Genomic DNA, 16,637 nt, shown 5'->3' with positions numbered 1-16,637 from the left:
AAACGCTATAAAGGCCCACCTTGAAATTTAAACACGCCATCGTCATCACGGGCAGCATCGGCAGCGGCAAGAGCGCGGTTTGCGAGCTACTTGCTGAGCGTGGATTTGAGATCATCGATGCCGATAAGATTTCGCATTGCGTTCTTGATCGCTGCGCTGCGCAGGTGGCTGAAATTTTCGGCGCGCAATACGTCGTGCAAAAAGACGCGCGAGCTAAAAATTTGATTTCGCATGCAGAATTTGACGTCAATCCTGGCGATGAAATTCCGTCCGCCTCCTGCGCTTTTGTGGACCGCAAAAAACTAGGCGAACTGGTGTTTAAAAACCCTGCGGAATTGGCAAAGCTCGAAGCGCTACTGCATCCAAAGATAACGGCTGAAATTTTATCGCAGGCGCAGGCTTTGGAGGCGAAAGGAAAAATTTATTTCGTCGATATTCCGCTGTTTTTTGAGGGCAAGAGGTATGAGTTTTTTGACAAAGTGGTGGTCGTTTATGCGCCTAAAGATACACTGATCGCGCGCGTGATGAAGCGAAACGGGCTGGATCATGCCGCCGCAAAACACCGCGTGGAACTGCAGATGGATATCGAGCAAAAGCGCGCTATGGCGGATTTTGTGATAGACAATAGTGGCGATCTTGCCGCGCTTAAGGCCGCGGTGGAGAGATTTTTAAAAGAGCTAAAAGATAAAATTTAGCCCTTTGCGCGAGAGCTCGTAAAATTTATACGCGAATTAAGATGAGACTAGAAATAAAGGATAAAGCAATGAGAATCGGTAGCTTCGCCCAAAAGGGCGCTAAATTTCAAAATTTTAAAAGCGCATCGCTTAAAGAGCGGCTAAAATTTGCGGTGCGAGCGGTTTTGCTCTCTGCGCTGTTTGCGACGGGCGCTGCGGCGGAGATCGACGATCTAAGAAAGGGCTGCGCCGCGGGGAGCGAGATGGATTGTAAAAAACTAAGCCGCGTGATAAATGAGCTACAGCGCAACTGCGACGCAGGCGGCGAGGAAAACGCGCTAGACTGCGCAAATTTGGGCTATGCATACGACTCAAATAGAAGCTTCAAGCAGGCCGCGCGCTATTACGACAGGGCGTGCAAGCTCGGCGAGCAGAAGGGCTGCGTCTATTTGGGACTGCTCTACAACGACGGGCAGGGGGTGGCGCAGGATCGCAAGAGAGCGAATGAGCTTTTTAGCGACGCCTGCAAGAAAAACAGCAGCGAGGGGTGCGCGAGCCTTGCATACAACTATAAAAAGGGGCTCGGCGTCTATCCAGACGCTAAAAAGGCGATCGAGCTTTTGATCAGGGCTTGCAAGATGGGGCAGGTAGAGGCGTGTCATAACCTAGGGCTTAGCTATGTTTTCGGCGAAGGCGTGAAAAAAGACGCGGACAGGGCTAGGACATTTTTTACGAGGGCTTGTGAGCAAGGACACACGGATTCATGCGTAAATTTGGGCGTTACGTATTTTAAGGGCGACGGCGGGCAAAAGGATCACGCGCTTGCTGCGAAGTATTTTAGCGAAGCGTGCGAGAAAAGCGATGAGCCGCTAGCCTGCTCAAATTTAGCGTATCAATACGAAAAGGGCTGGGGCGTAGCGAAAGATAAAAAGAGGGCTCGCGAGCTTTATGAAAAGGCTTGTAAGCTCGGAAGATTTGATGCTTGCGAGCATTTAAAAACTATGAGGTAGACTCTAACATCAAGCGCGAAAGGCTTACGATAAACCAGCTAACTAATGGGGGCGAGTTAGTAAAATATGTCTCAAAAGGGTCTAAAATAAGCGATACGCTTAAATTTAGATAGAAGTAAAATTTTAATAAAGCGTTAGTGAGCGTTAGTAATTTTAAAAATTTGCGAGGTAGATAATGAAAATTTCAAAATATAATGCGAGCGGAAATGATTTCGTAATATTTACGGATTCAGTTAAGGCGGATAGATCCAAGCTAGCGCGCGAGCTATGCGATAGGCGCGATGGAGTAGGTGCTGACGGGCTCATCGTCGTGCTGCCGAAATTTAACGGTATCGAGGGGATAAACTTTGAGTGGGAATTTTATAATAGCGACGGCAGCAGCGCCGATATGTGCGGCAATGGCTCGCGCGCGGTATGCATGTATGCGTATGAAAATTTCTTGGCCGCGCAGAGTATGAAATTCCTAAGCGGCGCAGGCGTAATTAGCGGCGAAATTTTCGGTATTTTCGGCGGAAATTTGAGCGAGAGTATGCGCGGCGAGCTACGCAATGTAAGCTTCGGCGAGATTTTCAATCTGCGTCCTAACGCTCACGCGTTAGTAGCTAATGTCGAGGTAATGTTAACTCGTCCTAAACGCCTGGGCGAGAGCTTTGAAGAAGCAGGGCTAACGTGGTATTTTTATAACACAGGAGTGCCGCATTTGGTAACTTTTGTTAGAGATTTAAATGAGTTCAATGCCGCGTTAGCCCGCGATTTGCGCGAAAAGTATAACGCTAACGTTAATTATGCGTTAGTTCAAAGCCGCCTCGCAAGCAAAATTTTAAAGGTGCGCACCTTTGAGCGTGGCGTAGAAGCCGAAACGCTCGCATGCGGTACGGGGATGGCGGCATGCTTCATCGCAGGCGTCGAAAATATGGGGCTAGCTCCCGACATTCGCGTGATACCTGCAAGCGGCGAAACGCTAAATTTGCGCTTAGGAGATGGAGGTAAAATTTACTTTCGCGGCGACGTTAGGCATACTTTCGATGGCGAATTTATCGGATACGTGGAGTAAGCAGGGCGGAATTTCGAGCCGGTTTGCGTGAGAATCCGTAAAATTTTTGAGTGTAATTTATACAAAATTTCGCTTTTCGCTCTGTTTTATAAAATAATAGATTTGCAATACGACATTGGAATTTTAAAATTTTATGATGATGAAATTTTAGAATTTTCGGGGATGGTTTGGGTGAGAATTTTAATTGCGAAGTAAAATTTGCCGTCTCATTGCAAAATTTAATTCCTAAATCTCGGAATTTTATGAAATAAAATTTTAAAATTTTGGTGCGCGGAATTTTACTACTAAGTTTGAAATTTTTTGATTGAATTCTGCACTTGTATTGCGCTAATTTAGGCTTCTGCGGAATTTAAGCGTTATAGCATTATAAAATTTACGCTCTAACCCGCTCATTTGGTTTATAATTTTTGCTGCCACCGCAAAAAATCCGCCGTGTTCGCACAAGTGAAATTCCGTCGCATTTGCACGAGTGGAATTCCGCCACTGATAGCAGAAAGCGCGGCATCAAGCGCAAATCCTCGCTGCGGGTAAAATTCTGTCATTGACAATAAAAGCTAGATTTATCGATACAACAATTCTTGAAGCGCGGTAGAATTTACGAACGACGATAAAAGCATAGTGTGGTTACGGCGAAATTTAAAATTTGCGCCCGCCGAATTTCGCCGCGCCGTCATTTTGTCGTTTAAATTTTAAATTCCATCCGCGTCGGTTTCGCCGAAACTAGGCATAAAGCCTGATAATTAACTCTCTGGCGAGCGCTAAAATCACGACAAAAATTATAAATTTTGACAAAGATTTTTGTCGTATCGCGACAAGCATAGCGATGCCGAATAAAACGAGCGCAATGTCTAAAAATGTATCTTTCATGCGCTCAACTGAAATTTAATCAAAATCCCAAGTATGATAAGAAGTATTATAAAGCGCAGGATTGAGCGCATGGAGGATAGGTCGTCAAATTCTTTGTCATATTCCTTTTTTACCTCCCACTCAGCTTTCCATGCGAACATTTTTACTATAAAATCCAGCATTTTCATCTCCTTTTTTTAAGGCGAGTCGCATAAAAATGAAATTCTATCGCTCTACGTGAAATTAAAGAATTCTATCTAATTGGCGCTTAAAATTTTTAATTTTGAACTATTTGTCGGCGTTTTGGACGAGGGCTTTTTCGTATTTTTCGATAAAGCTTCGCCCTGACTCGCATAGGCGGTAGATGAAAATCTTCGACGCCTTGCCCGCATCAAGCCCCGTGTCCTTAATGCTTTCGCGCTGCAGATAGCCCCAGTTTTTATGAATTATATCAAGAGTCGATTTGACCGAGGTATAGTTGCGCCCACTCGCAGCTGCGAATTCGTTCACGGCCCTCATAAACTCCGCATCGCTTTGCTTATTGCGACATAAAAGTCCCTCTTCGCCTTGTGATTCGACCAGTTTTAGCGTTTCATAAATGAGTTTGTCTTTTAATTTGATCATCGGCTTTCCCTTGCGTAATTGATATGGGTTTGCCAAAATTATATCATAAAATTTATATTTTTATGATATTAAATGTCAATAATTAGAAGCTAAGCACGAACTCATGAAACGGCACGACATCGCAGCGAATACCCTCAATCTCGAGCCTACCGGAGTTTGCCATAGAAACGACCTTTAGACTCGTGATGCCGAGCCTCTTGAGCACGCTTAAAATTTTGCGAAATTTTAAAAAGATAATGTCCGCGTCGCTGAATGGAATGACCAAAACTCCCATTTTTAGAGCGGGCAGGTAAAAATCCAGCTCTTTTGTATAAAAAATCGGCGTATTCAGCCCCAAAAGCTCGCAGAAAAGGACGTTGGCAAATTTTTTCGAGAAGTCCTTTTTGCTTGTTAAAATTTCGCGCATATTAAAATGTGAAAAATATAGTTTTTTTGCGCGCGCGGGCTCGCCCGCTTTGCTTAAAAATCTGATGAAATTTTCCCGCTCAAGTTTGGCGATAGTGCCGTATACGGCGTCTTTGGAGATCTTGATGCGCGGCTTTAGCGCGGTGTAAATTTTATTTGCGCTAAATGCGGCGTGGACAGAGCTTAGGCACTCTTTGAGGATTAAAATTTCCGTGCGGCTAAAGTTTGCCGTAAGCAGACTCTGCTCGAATTCTAAAATTTCGGCAGGGGCCATGAAGGGATTTTTTGCGCCGCCGCCTTGGGCTAAAAACGCCGAAATCATCGAGTTTATCTCGTTGTGGTGCTTATCGAAGGCGATAAATTCTTCAAATGAAAGCGGCAAAAGCTCAAGCCGCTCAAAGCCCGGCAGAATAAGCTCTCTATCGCGCGTAGAGATGATAAAACGCTTTAAATTTAGCCCCCCAGCGAAGCTTTGAAGCGATGAAATTTCAAAATCGGCGCTACTAAAATTATCCAAAAAAAGCGATGAAATTTGCTCGTTGGCGGCTAAAAATTCTTTGATCTCGCAGAAGAAATTCTCGCTCCTGTTTTTTGCGCCATCGGACTCCGCATTTTTTGCATTGTTTGAGACATTTGCGCTTGCGTTTTTTGTATCTGTATTTTTTACGGTGGCGCGGTAAAATTCGCCCGTATCCGAAATTTCCGCGTCTAACGTAGCTTCTCTGCTTATTTCATGCTCGTTTACTTCGCTAGCCTTTGTATTGCCTGCGCTATTTCTAGATGCAAAAATTGCATCATTCGCTACCGCCTCTTCAAGGCGTAGATCGGCTAAATTTAGATACAAAATTTCGTCTTTTTTAAGTTCTGAAATTTCATTTTTCAGCACGGCGCTTTTGCCGGAATTTAGCACTCCGTAGATTATGGTTTTGGCAGAGCCGATACCTCTTTTGCGCGGGATAAAGCCTGCAAATTCCGGCGGATTTTCGTAAAAAAATTTTAGATCATTCATGGCGAGTATTTTAAAATTTTCCTTATTAAAAGGAAATAAATCTGAAAAAATCCTATGAAATTTTTATATCTATTTCAAAGTTATCTAAAATTTTTGTATTGAAAATTTCCGACACTCTAAAAAATTTTCGAAATTCTATATATTTTTCCTTATGAAAAGGAAATATTTCAATAAAATTTGGCTATTTTCTTGACAAAAATGGAGCGCTTTTATATAATGTGCGTCTTTTGTTCGAAACAAAAGGTCGCGCGTTGCGACAAGTTCTTTTTAAGGAAAAGCAGATGCAAAAAATTAGGTTGAAACTCAAGGCATATGACCATCGAGTTTTAGATCGCACGGTTGCGGCCATAGTAGAAGCCGTCAAAAGAACGGGTGCGGATGTAAGAGGCCCTGTTCCTATGCCCACAAAGATCAAGCGCTACACAGTTTTAAGATCTCCACACGTAAATAAAGACTCTAGAGAGCAGTTTGAGATGAAGATCCACGCTCGTATGCTAGATATCGTAGCGGCGACTCCGGACACGGTTGATTCGCTAACTAAGCTTGATTTGGCTCCGGAAGTCAACGTCGAAGTTCATGCGATGGGCAAATAAGGGGTAAAACAATGGAATATATCGTAGAAAAAATAGGCATGAGTAGGACGATCGACACGAGCAGCACGCCCGTGACTCTTTTGCGACTTATCAATACCAAAATTTGCGAAGTTTGCGATGATAAAAAAGCCATCGTAGCATACGCAGACGGCAAAGCGTATAATAAAGCTATCGCTGGAATTCAAAAGAAATATAGCCTAAGTAAAGAATTTAATAAATTTGCGACTCTAAGCTTAGAAAATGCCGAGCTCGGCGATCAAAATTTAGATGTTTTGAGCGGAGCTAAGATCGTAAAAGTAAGCTTCAGATCCAAGGGCAAGGGCTATCAGGGTGTCATTAAGCGCCATGGCTTTGCGGGCGGTCCTGCAGCGCACGGCAGCCGCTTTCACCGAAGACCGGGCTCGATCGGCAACTGCGAGTGGCCCGGTCGCGTTCAGCCTGGTATGAGGATGGCGGGACACACTGGAAACGAAACGATCACTGCCAAAAACGAAGTCGTAAGCTTTGATGCCGAGAATAAAATTTTAGTGCTTAAGGGCTCGGTTCCTGGATTTAACGGTGCAATGGGCAGAATAAGGATAGTAAAATGAGTAAAGTAAGCGTGCTTAACGAAAAACTAGAAAAAGCAAGCGAAATTGAAATCCCTGTGAAATTTTCGGAAGTCAATTCGCACAATCTATATTTGTACATCAAATCTTACCTTGCTTCGCTTCGTGCAAATACGGCTAACGCTAAAACTCGCGCCGAGGTTAGCGGCGGCGGTAAAAAGCCATGGCGACAAAAGGGTCGCGGCGGTGCACGTGCGGGCTCAACCAGAACCAATGTCTGGGTAGGCGGCGCGGTTGCATTCGGTCCGACTAACGAGCGAAATTACGAGCAGAAGGTCAATAAAAAGCAAAAACGCCTTGCGCTGGAATTTGCTATCAATGAGAAAGCAAACGATGGTAAAATTTTTATCTTCGACGATTTGGAGCTAAAAAGCGGTAAAACCAAAGATGCGGCAAATTTTATTAAGAAACTGGGCGTTAGAGATGCGCTAATCGTTAAAAACGAGCTGGACGCGCAAACTCTTTTGGCCTATAGAAATCTAAAAAATTGCTATGTCATCGATGCAAGCGAGGTCAATGCTTACCTAATCGCAGTTTACGGCTCGGTCGTATTCGAAAAAGCGGCATTTGAATCAATAGTGAAAGAGGACTAAAATGGCAGATATAACAGATATCAAAACGATCCTTTATACGGAAAAGTCTCTCGGTCTTCAGGAAAACGGCGTGGTCGTTATCCAAACTAGCCCGTCGGTTACGAAAAACGGACTAAAAAGCGTTTTAAAAAACTATTTCGGGATCACTCCGCTAAAGATAAATTCTTTAAGACAGGACGGCAAAGTAAAAAGATTTAAAGGCAGAACTGGCGCTAGAAACGATGTGAAAAAATTCTACGTCAAACTACCTGAAGGCGTAAGCCTAGAAAGCGTGGAGGCGTAAAATGGCGATTAAAACTTATAAACCGTATACTCCAAGTAGAAGATTTATGACAGGGCTTAGCAGCGAGGATATCACTGCAAAAGCTAGCGTTAGAGGCTTGCTTGTTAAAATTCCTGCCGCAGCCGGAAGGAACAATAATGGCCGCATTACCAGTCGCCATAAACAAGCTGGAGCTGCTAAACTTTATAGAATTATCGATTTTAAGCGAAATAAATTCGGCGTTGTTGGCAAGGTCGAGGCGATCGAATACGATCCGAATCGTAACTGCCGAATCGCATTGATCTCATACGCAGACGGCGAGAAGCGCTACATTATCAAGCCTAACGATCTTAAAGTGGGCGACGTGGTAGCCGCTGCCGAGGGCGGATTAGATATTAAACCTGGCAACGCGATGAAGATGAAAAATATCCCTGTGGGAACTATCCTGCATAATATCGAGTTAAAACCGGGCAAAGGTGCTCAAATGGCGCGTAGCGCTGGAGGCTATGCTCAGCTAATGGGTAAAGAGGAAAAATACGTCATTTTGCGTCTGCCTAGCGGCGAGATGAGAAGAGTGCTTGCAGAGTGCATGGCTAGTATCGGCGTAGTGGGTAACGAAGAGTGGGCAAACGTCGTCATCGGTAAAGCCGGACGCAATCGCCACAGAGGTATCCGTCCTCAAACCAGAGGTTCTGCAATGAACCCGGTCGATCACCCGCACGGCGGTGGCGAGGGTAAGAAAAACTCCGGCCGCCATCCGGTAACTCCGTGGGGCAAACCGACGAAGGGCTATAAAACTCGCCATAAAAAAGCGAGCGATAAGCTTATAATTTCAAGAAGGAAAGGAAAATAAAAATGGCTAGATCGCTAAAAAAAGGTCCTTTCGTAGATGATCACGTAATGAAAAAAGTCGTTGCGGCAAAGAAAGCCGGCGATAATAAACCGATCAAGACTTGGTCGAGACGAAGCACGATCGTGCCTGAGATGATCGGACTTACGTTTAACGTTCATAACGGAAAGAATTTTATCCCGGTTTACGTCACCGAACATCATATCGGTTATAAATTAGGCGAGTTCGCTCCTACGCGCACTTTCAAGGGCCACAAAGGCTCCGTGCAGAAAAAGATCGGCAAGTAAGGATAGAATATGAGTAAATCAACTATTAAATTTGTTCGCCTTTCGCCGACAAAAGCAAGACTTATTGCAAAACAAATTCAAGGCATGAATGCGGAATTTGCCCTCGCTACTTTGGAATTTACGCCTAATCGCGGCGCGAAATATATCGCTACGGCTATTTCAAGCGCGGTCGCAAACGGCGGCTTTGAGCCTGAAGAGGTCGTAGTTACGAGCTGCCGAGTGGATGCAGGTCCCGTACTTAAGAGATTTCGTCCGCGCGCCAGAGGTACGGCTAGTCGTATCCGCAAACCTACTTCGCACATCATCGTCGAAGTAGCAAAACCAAGTAAGAAGGAAGCGTAAATGGGACAGAAAGTAAATCCGATCGGTTTAAGATTAGGAATTAATCGAAATTGGGAGTCTAGATGGTTTCCTTCTAAAGCGACGCTTTCCGAGAGTATCGGCGAGGATTATAAGATCCGCAAATTTTTAAAAGCTAAGCTTTACTATGCGGGAATTAGCCAAATTCTTATCGAAAGAACGGCTAAGAAAATTCGCGTAACGATCGTAGCCGCAAGACCGGGCATCATCATCGGCAAAAAAGGCGGCGAGGTTGAAAATTTAAGAAGCGAAGTCGTTAAGCTAGTCAATAAAGACATAGCCATCAATATCAAAGAGGAGCGCAAAGTAGGCTCGAACGCACTTTTGGCTGCGGAAAACGTAGCTATGCAGTTAGAGCGCCGCGTTGCATTCCGCCGCGCTATGAAAAAGGTCATCCAAGGCGCTCAAAAAGCAGGTGCAAAAGGAATTAAAATTTGCGTCGCAGGTCGCTTAGGCGGTGCGGAGATGGCTAGAACCGAATGGTATTTGGAGGGACGCGTTCCGCTTCATACTCTAAGGGCTAGGATCGATTACGGCTTTGCCGAAGCGCATACAACCTACGGTAATATCGGCATTAAGGTTTGGATCTTTAAGGGTGAAATTTTACAAAAAGGCATCCAGGCTGAAAAGACCGATGATGCGCCTAAAAAAACACGCAGACCAAGAAGAGGTAAATAGTTATGTTGATGCCAAAAAGAACAAAATACCGCAAGATGATGAAAGGTCGCAATCGCGGCTATGCGACGAGAGGAAATTCCTTGACGTTCGGCGATTTCGGTATCAAAGCGGTAGAGGCGGGTAGGGTAAATTCTCGCCAGATCGAAGCGGCTCGTGTCGCGATGACGCGCTTCGTGAATCGTCAAGCTAAAATTTGGATTAAGGTATTCCCAGACAAACCGCTTACTAAAAAGCCTCTACAAACTCGTATGGGTAAAGGTAAGAGCGGCGTAGAAGAGTGGGTAATGAATATAAAACCGGGCAGGATCATTTTTGAGATGACCGGCGTTAGCGAAGAGGTTGCTAAAGAGGCGCTTATGCTTTCAATTCATAAACTACCTTTTAAAACGAAAATCGTAAGTAGGGAAAGCGAAAATGAAATATACTGATTTGAAAGATAAAGATTTAGCTGAGCTAAATTCTATGTTGAAACAAAGTAAGTTGCTTTTATTTACGGCTAGACAAAAGCTAAAAACTATGCAGCTAAGCAATCCTAACGAGATTCGCGCTATCAAAAAAGATATCGCTAGAATCAACACCGCTATTAAAGCTAAATAAGGATAGGTTATGGCATTTAAAAGAGAAATTCAAGGCGTAGTCGTAAAGAAGGCGGGCGATAAAACAGCTACCGTTTTGGTGGAGCGAAGGGTTATGCACCCTAGATATAGAAAGATCGTAAAAAGATTTAAAAAATATCTGATCCACGATGAAAACAACGTCGTAAAGATCGGCGACACCATATCTGCGATCGAGTGCAGACCGCTAAGCGCTAGAAAATCGTTTCGCTTAAAAGCGGTTTTGAAAACAGGAGTTGAATAATGATACAGAGTTTTACCAGACTTGCGGTAGCTGATAATAGCGGCGCAAAAGAACTTATGTGTATTAAAATTTTGGGCGGCAGCAAGAGAAGATACGCCACAATCGGCGATATTATCGTTTGCTCTGTAAAAAAAGCGCTCCCTAACGGCAAGATTAAGCGCGGTCAAGTAGTAAAAGCCGTAGTCGTTCGTACGACTAAAGAGTTGCATAGAGGCAACGGCTCGCTAATTAGATTCGATGAGAACGCAGCCGTTATTTTGGATTCAAAAAAAGAGCCGATCGGCACTCGTATTTTCGGTCCTATCGGTAGAGAGGTCAGATACGGCGGTTTTATGAAGATCGTTTCGCTGGCTCCGGAGGTTTTATAATGGCAGTAAAATTTAAGATTAAAAAAGGCGATCAAGTAAAGATCATCGCAGGTGACGATAAGGGTAAAACAGGCATCGTTAAGGCAGTGTTTCCTAAAAAAGCTCAAGTTATCGTCGAGGGTTGTAAAATGGCTAAAAAGGCTATCAAACCAACCGAGCAAAATCCGCAAGGCGGCTTTACGAGCAAAGAGATGCCTATGGATATTTCAAACGTTGCGTTGGTAGAGGGTTGATTATGAGCAGACTAAAAGATAAATATGTAAATTCCATCAGAGCTGCTTTGCAGAAAGAATTTGATATAAAAAATCCTATGCTTATCCCGGCGCTTGAAAAGATCGTTATCAGCGTAGGAACGGGCGAGTCGAGCAAAGATCAAAAGGTGCTTCAAAATATGGCCGATACTATCTCGCTGATCGCAGGCCAAAAAGCGCTTATCGTCAATGCAAAAAAATCGGTCGCAGGCTTTAAAGTTCGCGAAGGTTTTCCGGTAGGCATAATGGTTACGTTACGAAAAGAGCAGATGTTTGCCTTCCTAGATAAACTGATCTCTATCGCGCTTCCTAGGGTTAAGGATTTCCGAGGGCTACCTAGAGCGGGCTTTGACGGACGCGGCAATTACAACTTCGGCTTGCAAGAGCAGCTGATGTTCCCTGAGGTCGAATACGATCAAATTTTAAGAACTCACGGTATGAATATAACCGTCGTAACGACTACAAATAACGATAAAGAGGCATTTAAATTGCTAGAGCTATTCGGCATGCCTTTTGCAAAAGGAAAATGATATGGCAAAAAAATCAATGGTAGCCAAGGCGAAACGCCCCGCTAAATTTAGCACTCGCGCATATACCAGATGTCAAATTTGCGGTCGTCCGCACTCCGTTTATAAGGATTTTGGAATTTGTCGCGTTTGCCTTCGCAAGATGGCAAACGAGGGCTTGATCCCGGGTCTAAAAAAAGCAAGCTGGTAAGGAGAAGAGATGATTAACGATCTTATTTCAGATGGACTAACTCGCATCAGAAATGCTGCGATGCGAAGGCTAGATACGACTAAGCTTTTTCACTCAAACGTAGTCGAGGCTATGCTTAAAATTTTAGCTGAGAAGGGCTATATCGAGAGCTACAACGTAGTAGAGGAAAACAATAAAAAGATCATCAACGTAGTGCTTAAATATGACGAAAAAGGCAGGAGCGTGATAAACGAAGTTAAAAGAATTTCGACTCCGGGCCGCCGCGTATATCAAGGCAAAGACGAGATCAAGCGCTTCAAAAACGGCTACGGAACCGTTGTCGTTAGCACAAGTAAAGGCGTTATGAGCGGTATCGACGCGCACAAAGCGGGCGTCGGCGGCGAAGTGCTTTGCACGATCTGGTAAGAAGTTTCTACTTTTTATGGCATTGTGGTATCCATTCGTAAAAGTAGACATACCCTAGACAAATAAAAAGGAAAATTATGTCAAGAATTGGTAAAAAACCGATCTCTATTCCAAACGGCTTAGAGGTCAAAATCGACGGCTCGTCGTTAAAATTTAAAAAATCAAATAACGAAAAAGAGCTTGATTTAAAAGGTCATGTCGATGTAAAAATCGAAGACGGAAAGATAGAATTCTCACCTAAGGGCGAGGATAGACAGAGCAGGGCGTATTGGGGAACATACCGCGCTTTAGCTAACAATATCGTTCTCGGTCTTACAGAGGGCTTTTCAAAGCAGCTTGAAATCAACGGCGTCGGCTATAGAGCTGCGATGAAGGGCAAGGTGCTTGAGCTAAATTTGGGCTTTTCGCATCCGATAAATTTTGAATCTCCAAAGGGGATTGAAATTTCCGTAGATAAAAACGTCGTAACCATCAAAGGCGACGACAAGCAGCAAGTAGGTCAAGTAGCAGCCGAGATCAGAGGATTCAGACCGCCTGAGCCATATAAGGGTAAAGGCATCAAGTATCTTGAAGAGCATATCATCCGCAAAGCCGGAAAAACAGCTAAGAAATAAGGGTTGAGAAATGACACAGAACGTATTAAAAAGAAAGATCTCTTTACGAATCAAGAGAAAAAGAAGAATTCGCGCTAAAATTTCAGGCGTCGCATCTTGCCCTAGAATTTCTATTTTCAAATCCAATAGGACGGTCTACGCTCAGGCTATCGACGACGCGGCGAGCGCGACTTTGTGCGCTAGCAGCGGTAAGGTTTTAAATTTAAAGGCAAACAAAGAGGGCGCGGCTAGCTTAGCTAAAGATTTAGCCTCCAAGCTAAAAGATAAAGGCATTTCTGAAGCGATTTTCGATCGCAATGGCTATTTGTATCATGGCGTAATCGCAAGCTTTGCCGAGTCGCTACGCCAAAACGGCATCAAACTATAACCCAAAGGAATGATTGTGGAAAAGTATAATAGAGAAGAATTCGAAGAGGTAATCGTCAATATCGGTAGGGTTACAAAGGTCGTTAAAGGCGGTAGAAGGTTTAGGTTTACGGCTCTTATCGTAGTAGGCAATAGAAACGGCCTAGTGGGCTTTGGCTTTGGCAAGTCCAAAGAGGTTCCAGATGCGATTAAAAAAGCGGTAGACGATGCGTTTAAAAATATCATCAAGGTAAATTTAAACGGCTCCACTATCACTCACGATATCGAAGTTAAATACAATGCGAGCAAAATTTTACTTAAGCCGGCGAGCGAAGGTACCGGCGTTATCGCAGGTGGTTCAGTCCGCCCAGTTTTAGAGCTTGCGGGTGTTAAAGATATCCTCACTAAATCGCTAGGTTCGAACAACTCCTCAAATGTCGTAAGAGCTACGATGAAAGCTCTTAGTATGTTAAAACACTAACAAGGATAAAAGATGGGATTAGAAAATCTTAAAAAAGCCCCAGGCTCGACTCACGCTACTAAGCGCTTGGGTCGTGGTCAAGGAAGCGGTCTAGGTAAAACTGCGGGTCGCGGTGGCAAGGGCCAGACTGCGCGTACCGGCTCTCATGAAAAAAGAGGCTTCGAGGGCGGTCAGCAGCCGATTCAGCGAAGGCTTCCAAAGGTAGGTTTTACTTCTAAATTTGAAAAGCCTTACGTGATCAATGTCGATAAAATCGAAGCTATCAAAGATCTTAGTGAGATTACGATCGAAAGCATCAAATCCGTTCATAAAATTTCAAATTCCGTTAAAAAGATCAAGCTGATCGGCGTAGGCGCAAAAGCGCTCGCGAGCAAGATCAAAGACGAGAACGTAAAGTATAGCGGACAAAAATAATGAATAAATCGCTACGCAACAAAATTCTCATTACTTTGGGCTTTCTTTTTGCCTATAGGTTGCTAGCTTACGTGCCGGTTCCGGGAGTGGACGTTGAGGTTATAAAACAATTTTTTCAAAACAATAGCAACAACGCTTTTGGAATGTTTAATATGTTTAGCGGTAACGCGGCGGAGCGATTCAGCGTTATCTCGCTAGGCATTATGCCTTATATTACCGCTTCGATCATTATGGAGCTGCTTGCCGCAACCTTTCCAAATTTGGGCAAACTCAAAAAAGAGCGCGACGGTATGCAGAAATATATGCAGATCATCCGATACGCTACCATAGCGATTGCTATGGTTCAATCCATCGGCGTTAGCATCGGCTTGCAGGGCATTCACGGGCAGACCGGAGCGCCTGCGATAATGGCTGAAAATACCAACGAGTTTGTTTTCATCTCGTGCATTTCGATGCTGGCAGGCACCATGCTTTTGATGTGGATCGGCGAGCAGATTACGCAGCGCGGCGTCGGTAACGGCACCAGCCTTATTATCTTTGCAGGTATCGTAAGCGCCATCCCTAGAGCGATCGGAAGTACTGTAAATTTAGTAAATACCGGCGAAATGAACGTTTTAAAGCTAATCGCGATCGTGCTAATTATCCTGGCTACTATCGGAGCAATTTTATATGTGGAGCTAGGTGAACGCAGAATTCCGGTATCGTTTTCGCGCAAGGTATTGATGGCAAATCAAAATAAGCGCATTATGAATTACGTACCGATCAAGCTAAATTTAAGCGGCGTCATTCCGCCTATTTTTGCAAGCGCGATTTTGATGTTTCCGACTACAATTTTACAAGCAAGCACCAATCCGATCATCCAAAAGATCCACGATTTCCTTAGCCCTAGCAATTACTTCTTTAACTTTTTGACCTTTGTGTTGGTTATATTTTTCGCTTATTTTTATGCGTCAATTGCTTTTAATTCCAAGGATATTAGTGAAAATTTAAAGAAGCAGGGCGGCTTTATCCCGGGCATTCGTCCGGGCGAGGGAACGGCGAGCTTTTTAAACGAAGTTGCTAGCCGTCTTACGTTTTGGGGCTCAATCTATCTGGGCCTCGTAACCGTCATCCCGTGGCTACTCGTTAAATTTATGGGCGTGCCGTTTTATTTCGGCGGCACCAGCGTGCTGATCGTCGTCTCCGTCGCTCTTGATACGATGAGACGCATCGAAGCGCAAGTTTATATGAGCAAATATCAGACCCTAAGCGCGGTCGGGCTATAAATGGCGATTTTACTTAAAACAAAAAAAGATTTAGAGGGCCTGCGTGCGGCGAACAGAATCGTCGCGCAGGCCCTTGATTATGCAGCTTCATTCATAAAGCCGGGTCTTAGCCTACTCGAAGTCGATAAGAAGATCGACGATTTCATCACATCCAAAGGCGCATATCCTGCTTTTAAAGGGCTATACGGCTTTCCAAACGCCGCTTGCCTCTCGCTAAACGAAGTCATTATCCACGGCATCCCAGACGAAACGATCTTACAAGAGGGCGATATCTTAGGCGTCGATCTGGGCTCGAAACTAAACGGATATTTTGGCGACAGCGCACGCACTCTGCCCGTCGGTAAAATTTCAAAAGCCGACGAAGATCTCATCGCATGCAGCAAGGATACGCTAGAGTTTGCCATCAAAACGATCAGGGTAGGGATGCACTTCAAAGAGCTAAGCTTCGAGATCGAGAAATTTATCCGCGCGCGCGGTTTTGTGCCGCTATACGGCTTCTGCGGTCACGGCATCGGCAAGCACCCACACGAAGAGCCTGAGATCCCAAACTATTTGGAGGGCAACAATCCAAAATCAGGTCCCAAAATCAAAAACGGCATGGTCTTTTGCATTGAGCCGATGATCTGCCAAAAGGACGGCACGCCGGTCATCGCTGAGGATAAGTGGAGTACGAGAAGCAAGGATGGGCTTCGCACTAGCCACTACGAGCACTGCATGGCGGTTTTCGACGGTAAGGTAGAAGTCCTAAGCGTCGCATAGAATTTCCGCGCAAAAGCTGGCTCAGCCTAGTTAAAATTTTTTCACTTTGTCGCTGCGAAATTTTGCCCGCGATCGGTCTTTGATAATTTTACACTGCTCGTGTCGTAGAATTTTACTCCAGTCGCTTAATGCATAAATTTTATCCAAAGACCGTTTGAAGCTTATCGCACTAGAAATTTTAAAATCTATTGCGACGGTTTGCGGTCTAGCCACAAAATTTTAAAAAATATCGCGTCGCAGTCGCTTCATCTACTCTAGCCTCGTAGCCGGCTTTATGAGGTATGCAAGCATTGTAAAACGCGCCATT

28 protein-coding genes and 1 pseudogene are annotated in these 16,637 nt (G+C 44.4%); 26 read left to right on the top strand and 3 right to left on the bottom strand.

Going from position 1 to position 16,637, the window contains the following annotated elements; all coding sequences use genetic code 11:
- Window positions 1–20: 20 nt before the first annotated feature.
- The 4 genes from coaE (at window position 21) to Q0369_RS09580 (ending at window position 2,933) form a co-directional block, all read left to right on the top strand.
- On the top strand, window positions 21–695 hold the full coding sequence (gene coaE, locus Q0369_RS09595; protein ID WP_298099134.1) for a dephospho-CoA kinase: 675 nt from the start codon (window positions 21–23) through the stop codon (window positions 693–695).
- Between the two features lie 68 nt (window positions 696–763).
- On the top strand, window positions 764–1,684 hold the full coding sequence (locus Q0369_RS09590) for a tetratricopeptide repeat protein (RefSeq protein WP_298099132.1): 921 nt from the start codon (window positions 764–766) through the stop codon (window positions 1,682–1,684).
- Window positions 1,685–1,859: 175 nt separating this feature from the next.
- Window positions 1,860–2,738, top strand: a complete 879-nt coding sequence (gene dapF / locus Q0369_RS09585; protein ID WP_298099130.1) for a diaminopimelate epimerase — start codon at window positions 1,860–1,862, stop codon at window positions 2,736–2,738.
- A gap of 27 nt (window positions 2,739–2,765) precedes the next feature.
- Window positions 2,766–2,933: a hypothetical protein gene (locus tag Q0369_RS09580; RefSeq protein ID WP_298099128.1), complete on the top strand. Its 168-nt coding sequence runs from the start codon at window positions 2,766–2,768 to the stop codon at window positions 2,931–2,933.
- Window positions 2,934–3,601: 668 nt separating this feature from the next.
- Here the strand turns inward: Q0369_RS09580 and Q0369_RS09575 are convergent.
- The 3 genes from Q0369_RS09575 to Q0369_RS09565 all read right to left on the bottom strand — a co-directional run bounded on the left by Q0369_RS09575 (window position 3,602) and on the right by Q0369_RS09565 (window position 5,622).
- Complete coding sequence (locus Q0369_RS09575; RefSeq protein ID WP_298099126.1) at window positions 3,602–3,766, bottom strand: hypothetical protein; 165 nt, start codon at window positions 3,764–3,766, stop codon at window positions 3,602–3,604.
- Window positions 3,767–3,872: 106 nt separating this feature from the next.
- Window positions 3,873–4,208, bottom strand: a complete 336-nt coding sequence (locus Q0369_RS09570) for a hypothetical protein (RefSeq protein WP_298099122.1) — start codon at window positions 4,206–4,208, stop codon at window positions 3,873–3,875.
- 82 nt (window positions 4,209–4,290) lie between these two features.
- Window positions 4,291–5,622, bottom strand: coding sequence for a hypothetical protein (locus Q0369_RS09565; RefSeq protein ID WP_298099120.1), 1,332 nt, complete (start codon window positions 5,620–5,622; stop codon window positions 4,291–4,293).
- Between the two features lie 281 nt (window positions 5,623–5,903).
- Here Q0369_RS09565 and rpsJ point away from each other — a divergent pair, with 281 nt between their 5' ends.
- The 22 genes and pseudogenes from rpsJ to map all read left to right on the top strand — a co-directional run bounded on the left by rpsJ (window position 5,904) and on the right by map (window position 16,330).
- A complete protein-coding gene (gene rpsJ, locus Q0369_RS09560; protein ID WP_291939283.1) occupies window positions 5,904–6,215 on the top strand; it encodes a 30S ribosomal protein S10 in 312 nt (103 codons plus the stop codon).
- A gap of 11 nt (window positions 6,216–6,226) precedes the next feature.
- The gene (gene rplC / locus Q0369_RS09555; protein WP_298099117.1) at window positions 6,227–6,805 is read left to right on the top strand and encodes a 50S ribosomal protein L3; all 579 of its coding nucleotides are present in this window, start codon (window positions 6,227–6,229) and stop codon (window positions 6,803–6,805) included.
- Window positions 6,802–7,416 (top strand): 50S ribosomal protein L4, encoded by a 615-nt coding sequence (gene rplD / locus Q0369_RS09550; RefSeq protein ID WP_298099115.1) that lies wholly within the window; start codon window positions 6,802–6,804, stop codon window positions 7,414–7,416. Before rplC ends, rplD begins: the two co-directional genes overlap by 4 nt.
- 1 nt (window position 7,417) lies before the next feature.
- On the top strand, window positions 7,418–7,699 hold the full coding sequence (locus Q0369_RS09545) for a 50S ribosomal protein L23 (protein WP_298028398.1): 282 nt from the start codon (window positions 7,418–7,420) through the stop codon (window positions 7,697–7,699).
- A 1-nt stretch (window position 7,700) separates the two neighbouring features.
- The gene (rplB, locus tag Q0369_RS09540) at window positions 7,701–8,531 is read left to right on the top strand and encodes a 50S ribosomal protein L2 (RefSeq protein ID WP_298099113.1); all 831 of its coding nucleotides are present in this window, start codon (window positions 7,701–7,703) and stop codon (window positions 8,529–8,531) included.
- 2 nt (window positions 8,532–8,533) lie between these two features.
- Window positions 8,534–8,815 (top strand): 30S ribosomal protein S19, encoded by a 282-nt coding sequence (gene rpsS / locus Q0369_RS09535; protein WP_005869002.1) that lies wholly within the window; start codon window positions 8,534–8,536, stop codon window positions 8,813–8,815.
- Window positions 8,816–8,824: 9 nt separating this feature from the next.
- Window positions 8,825–9,136 (top strand): annotated as a pseudogene (gene rplV, locus Q0369_RS09530) (50S ribosomal protein L22); the annotation flags it as partial.
- A 21-nt stretch (window positions 9,137–9,157) separates the two neighbouring features.
- Window positions 9,158–9,853, top strand: coding sequence for a 30S ribosomal protein S3 (gene rpsC / locus Q0369_RS09525; RefSeq protein ID WP_005868997.1), 696 nt, complete (start codon window positions 9,158–9,160; stop codon window positions 9,851–9,853).
- 2 nt (window positions 9,854–9,855) lie between these two features.
- Window positions 9,856–10,281, top strand: a complete 426-nt coding sequence (rplP, locus tag Q0369_RS09520; protein ID WP_005868996.1) for a 50S ribosomal protein L16 — start codon at window positions 9,856–9,858, stop codon at window positions 10,279–10,281.
- Window positions 10,268–10,450, top strand: a complete 183-nt coding sequence (gene rpmC / locus Q0369_RS09515; protein WP_005868995.1) for a 50S ribosomal protein L29 — start codon at window positions 10,268–10,270, stop codon at window positions 10,448–10,450. The genes rplP and rpmC overlap by 14 nt, the downstream gene beginning before the upstream one ends.
- A 9-nt stretch (window positions 10,451–10,459) precedes the next feature.
- Window positions 10,460–10,711: a 30S ribosomal protein S17 gene (gene rpsQ, locus Q0369_RS09510; RefSeq protein ID WP_005868994.1), complete on the top strand. Its 252-nt coding sequence runs from the start codon at window positions 10,460–10,462 to the stop codon at window positions 10,709–10,711.
- Window positions 10,711–11,079, top strand: coding sequence for a 50S ribosomal protein L14 (rplN, locus tag Q0369_RS09505; RefSeq protein ID WP_298099110.1), 369 nt, complete (start codon window positions 10,711–10,713; stop codon window positions 11,077–11,079). The genes rpsQ and rplN overlap by 1 nt, the downstream gene beginning before the upstream one ends.
- A complete protein-coding gene (rplX, locus tag Q0369_RS09500) occupies window positions 11,079–11,312 on the top strand; it encodes a 50S ribosomal protein L24 (RefSeq protein ID WP_298099106.1) in 234 nt (77 codons plus the stop codon). Before rplN ends, rplX begins: the two co-directional genes overlap by 1 nt.
- A gap of 2 nt (window positions 11,313–11,314) precedes the next feature.
- Window positions 11,315–11,860, top strand: coding sequence for a 50S ribosomal protein L5 (rplE, locus tag Q0369_RS09495; protein WP_297950199.1), 546 nt, complete (start codon window positions 11,315–11,317; stop codon window positions 11,858–11,860).
- A gap of 1 nt (window position 11,861) precedes the next feature.
- Entirely contained in the window at window positions 11,862–12,047 is a 186-nt protein-coding gene (locus Q0369_RS09490; RefSeq protein ID WP_005868990.1) for a type Z 30S ribosomal protein S14, read from the top strand.
- Between the two features lie 9 nt (window positions 12,048–12,056).
- Window positions 12,057–12,452, top strand: coding sequence for a 30S ribosomal protein S8 (gene rpsH, locus Q0369_RS09485; RefSeq protein ID WP_005868989.1), 396 nt, complete (start codon window positions 12,057–12,059; stop codon window positions 12,450–12,452).
- 77 nt (window positions 12,453–12,529) lie between these two features.
- Window positions 12,530–13,066, top strand: a complete 537-nt coding sequence (gene rplF, locus Q0369_RS09480; protein ID WP_297897658.1) for a 50S ribosomal protein L6 — start codon at window positions 12,530–12,532, stop codon at window positions 13,064–13,066.
- Between the two features lie 10 nt (window positions 13,067–13,076).
- Window positions 13,077–13,433, top strand: coding sequence for a 50S ribosomal protein L18 (gene rplR, locus Q0369_RS09475; protein ID WP_005868987.1), 357 nt, complete (start codon window positions 13,077–13,079; stop codon window positions 13,431–13,433).
- A gap of 15 nt (window positions 13,434–13,448) precedes the next feature.
- Window positions 13,449–13,892, top strand: a complete 444-nt coding sequence (gene rpsE / locus Q0369_RS09470) for a 30S ribosomal protein S5 (protein ID WP_005868986.1) — start codon at window positions 13,449–13,451, stop codon at window positions 13,890–13,892.
- Between the two features lie 12 nt (window positions 13,893–13,904).
- A complete protein-coding gene (rplO, locus tag Q0369_RS09465) occupies window positions 13,905–14,306 on the top strand; it encodes a 50S ribosomal protein L15 (RefSeq protein WP_298099102.1) in 402 nt (133 codons plus the stop codon).
- The gene (secY, locus tag Q0369_RS09460) at window positions 14,306–15,571 is read left to right on the top strand and encodes a preprotein translocase subunit SecY (RefSeq protein ID WP_298099099.1); all 1,266 of its coding nucleotides are present in this window, start codon (window positions 14,306–14,308) and stop codon (window positions 15,569–15,571) included. Before rplO ends, secY begins: the two co-directional genes overlap by 1 nt.
- Window positions 15,572–16,330, top strand: a complete 759-nt coding sequence (gene map / locus Q0369_RS09455) for a type I methionyl aminopeptidase (protein ID WP_297923258.1) — start codon at window positions 15,572–15,574, stop codon at window positions 16,328–16,330. It abuts the gene before it with no gap.
- Window positions 16,331–16,637 lie beyond the last annotated feature (307 nt).

This window comes from uncultured Campylobacter sp., assembly GCF_938030685.1.
GTDB lineage: Bacteria > Campylobacterota > Campylobacteria > Campylobacterales > Campylobacteraceae > Campylobacter_B.
The sequence above is the reverse complement of the archived record's forward strand: the minus strand, read 5'-3'. Positions and strand labels throughout refer to the sequence as shown.

Excerpts from the sequence above, each read along its gene's own strand:
- Q0369_RS09590 (WP_298099132.1), top strand. The coding sequence starts at position 764 with ATGAGAATCGGTAGCTTCGCCCAAAAGGGCGCTAAATTTCAAAATTTT.
- dapF (WP_298099130.1), top strand. The coding sequence starts at position 1,860 with ATGAAAATTTCAAAATATAATGCGAGCGGAAATGATTTCGTAATATTT.
- Q0369_RS09575 (WP_298099126.1), bottom strand. The coding sequence starts at position 3,766 with ATGCTGGATTTTATAGTAAAAATGTTCGCATGGAAAGCTGAGTGGGAG.
- Q0369_RS09570 (WP_298099122.1), bottom strand. The coding sequence starts at position 4,208 with ATGATCAAATTAAAAGACAAACTCATTTATGAAACGCTAAAACTGGTC.
- Q0369_RS09565 (WP_298099120.1), bottom strand. The coding sequence starts at position 5,622 with ATGAATGATCTAAAATTTTTTTACGAAAATCCGCCGGAATTTGCAGGC.
- rpsJ (WP_291939283.1), top strand. The coding sequence starts at position 5,904 with ATGCAAAAAATTAGGTTGAAACTCAAGGCATATGACCATCGAGTTTTA.
- rplC (WP_298099117.1), top strand. The coding sequence starts at position 6,227 with ATGGAATATATCGTAGAAAAAATAGGCATGAGTAGGACGATCGACACG.
- rplD (WP_298099115.1), top strand. The coding sequence starts at position 6,802 with ATGAGTAAAGTAAGCGTGCTTAACGAAAAACTAGAAAAAGCAAGCGAA.
- Q0369_RS09545 (WP_298028398.1), top strand. The coding sequence starts at position 7,418 with ATGGCAGATATAACAGATATCAAAACGATCCTTTATACGGAAAAGTCT.
- rplB (WP_298099113.1), top strand. The coding sequence starts at position 7,701 with ATGGCGATTAAAACTTATAAACCGTATACTCCAAGTAGAAGATTTATG.
- rpsS (WP_005869002.1), top strand. The coding sequence starts at position 8,534 with ATGGCTAGATCGCTAAAAAAAGGTCCTTTCGTAGATGATCACGTAATG.
- rpsC (WP_005868997.1), top strand. The coding sequence starts at position 9,158 with ATGGGACAGAAAGTAAATCCGATCGGTTTAAGATTAGGAATTAATCGA.
- rplP (WP_005868996.1), top strand. The coding sequence starts at position 9,856 with ATGTTGATGCCAAAAAGAACAAAATACCGCAAGATGATGAAAGGTCGC.
- rpmC (WP_005868995.1), top strand. The coding sequence starts at position 10,268 with ATGAAATATACTGATTTGAAAGATAAAGATTTAGCTGAGCTAAATTCT.
- rpsQ (WP_005868994.1), top strand. The coding sequence starts at position 10,460 with ATGGCATTTAAAAGAGAAATTCAAGGCGTAGTCGTAAAGAAGGCGGGC.
- rplN (WP_298099110.1), top strand. The coding sequence starts at position 10,711 with ATGATACAGAGTTTTACCAGACTTGCGGTAGCTGATAATAGCGGCGCA.
- rplX (WP_298099106.1), top strand. The coding sequence starts at position 11,079 with ATGGCAGTAAAATTTAAGATTAAAAAAGGCGATCAAGTAAAGATCATC.
- rplE (WP_297950199.1), top strand. The coding sequence starts at position 11,315 with ATGAGCAGACTAAAAGATAAATATGTAAATTCCATCAGAGCTGCTTTG.
- Q0369_RS09490 (WP_005868990.1), top strand. The coding sequence starts at position 11,862 with ATGGCAAAAAAATCAATGGTAGCCAAGGCGAAACGCCCCGCTAAATTT.
- rpsH (WP_005868989.1), top strand. The coding sequence starts at position 12,057 with ATGATTAACGATCTTATTTCAGATGGACTAACTCGCATCAGAAATGCT.
- rplF (WP_297897658.1), top strand. The coding sequence starts at position 12,530 with ATGTCAAGAATTGGTAAAAAACCGATCTCTATTCCAAACGGCTTAGAG.
- rplR (WP_005868987.1), top strand. The coding sequence starts at position 13,077 with ATGACACAGAACGTATTAAAAAGAAAGATCTCTTTACGAATCAAGAGA.
- rplO (WP_298099102.1), top strand. The coding sequence starts at position 13,905 with ATGGGATTAGAAAATCTTAAAAAAGCCCCAGGCTCGACTCACGCTACT.
- secY (WP_298099099.1), top strand. The coding sequence starts at position 14,306 with ATGAATAAATCGCTACGCAACAAAATTCTCATTACTTTGGGCTTTCTT.
- map (WP_297923258.1), top strand. The coding sequence starts at position 15,572 with ATGGCGATTTTACTTAAAACAAAAAAAGATTTAGAGGGCCTGCGTGCG.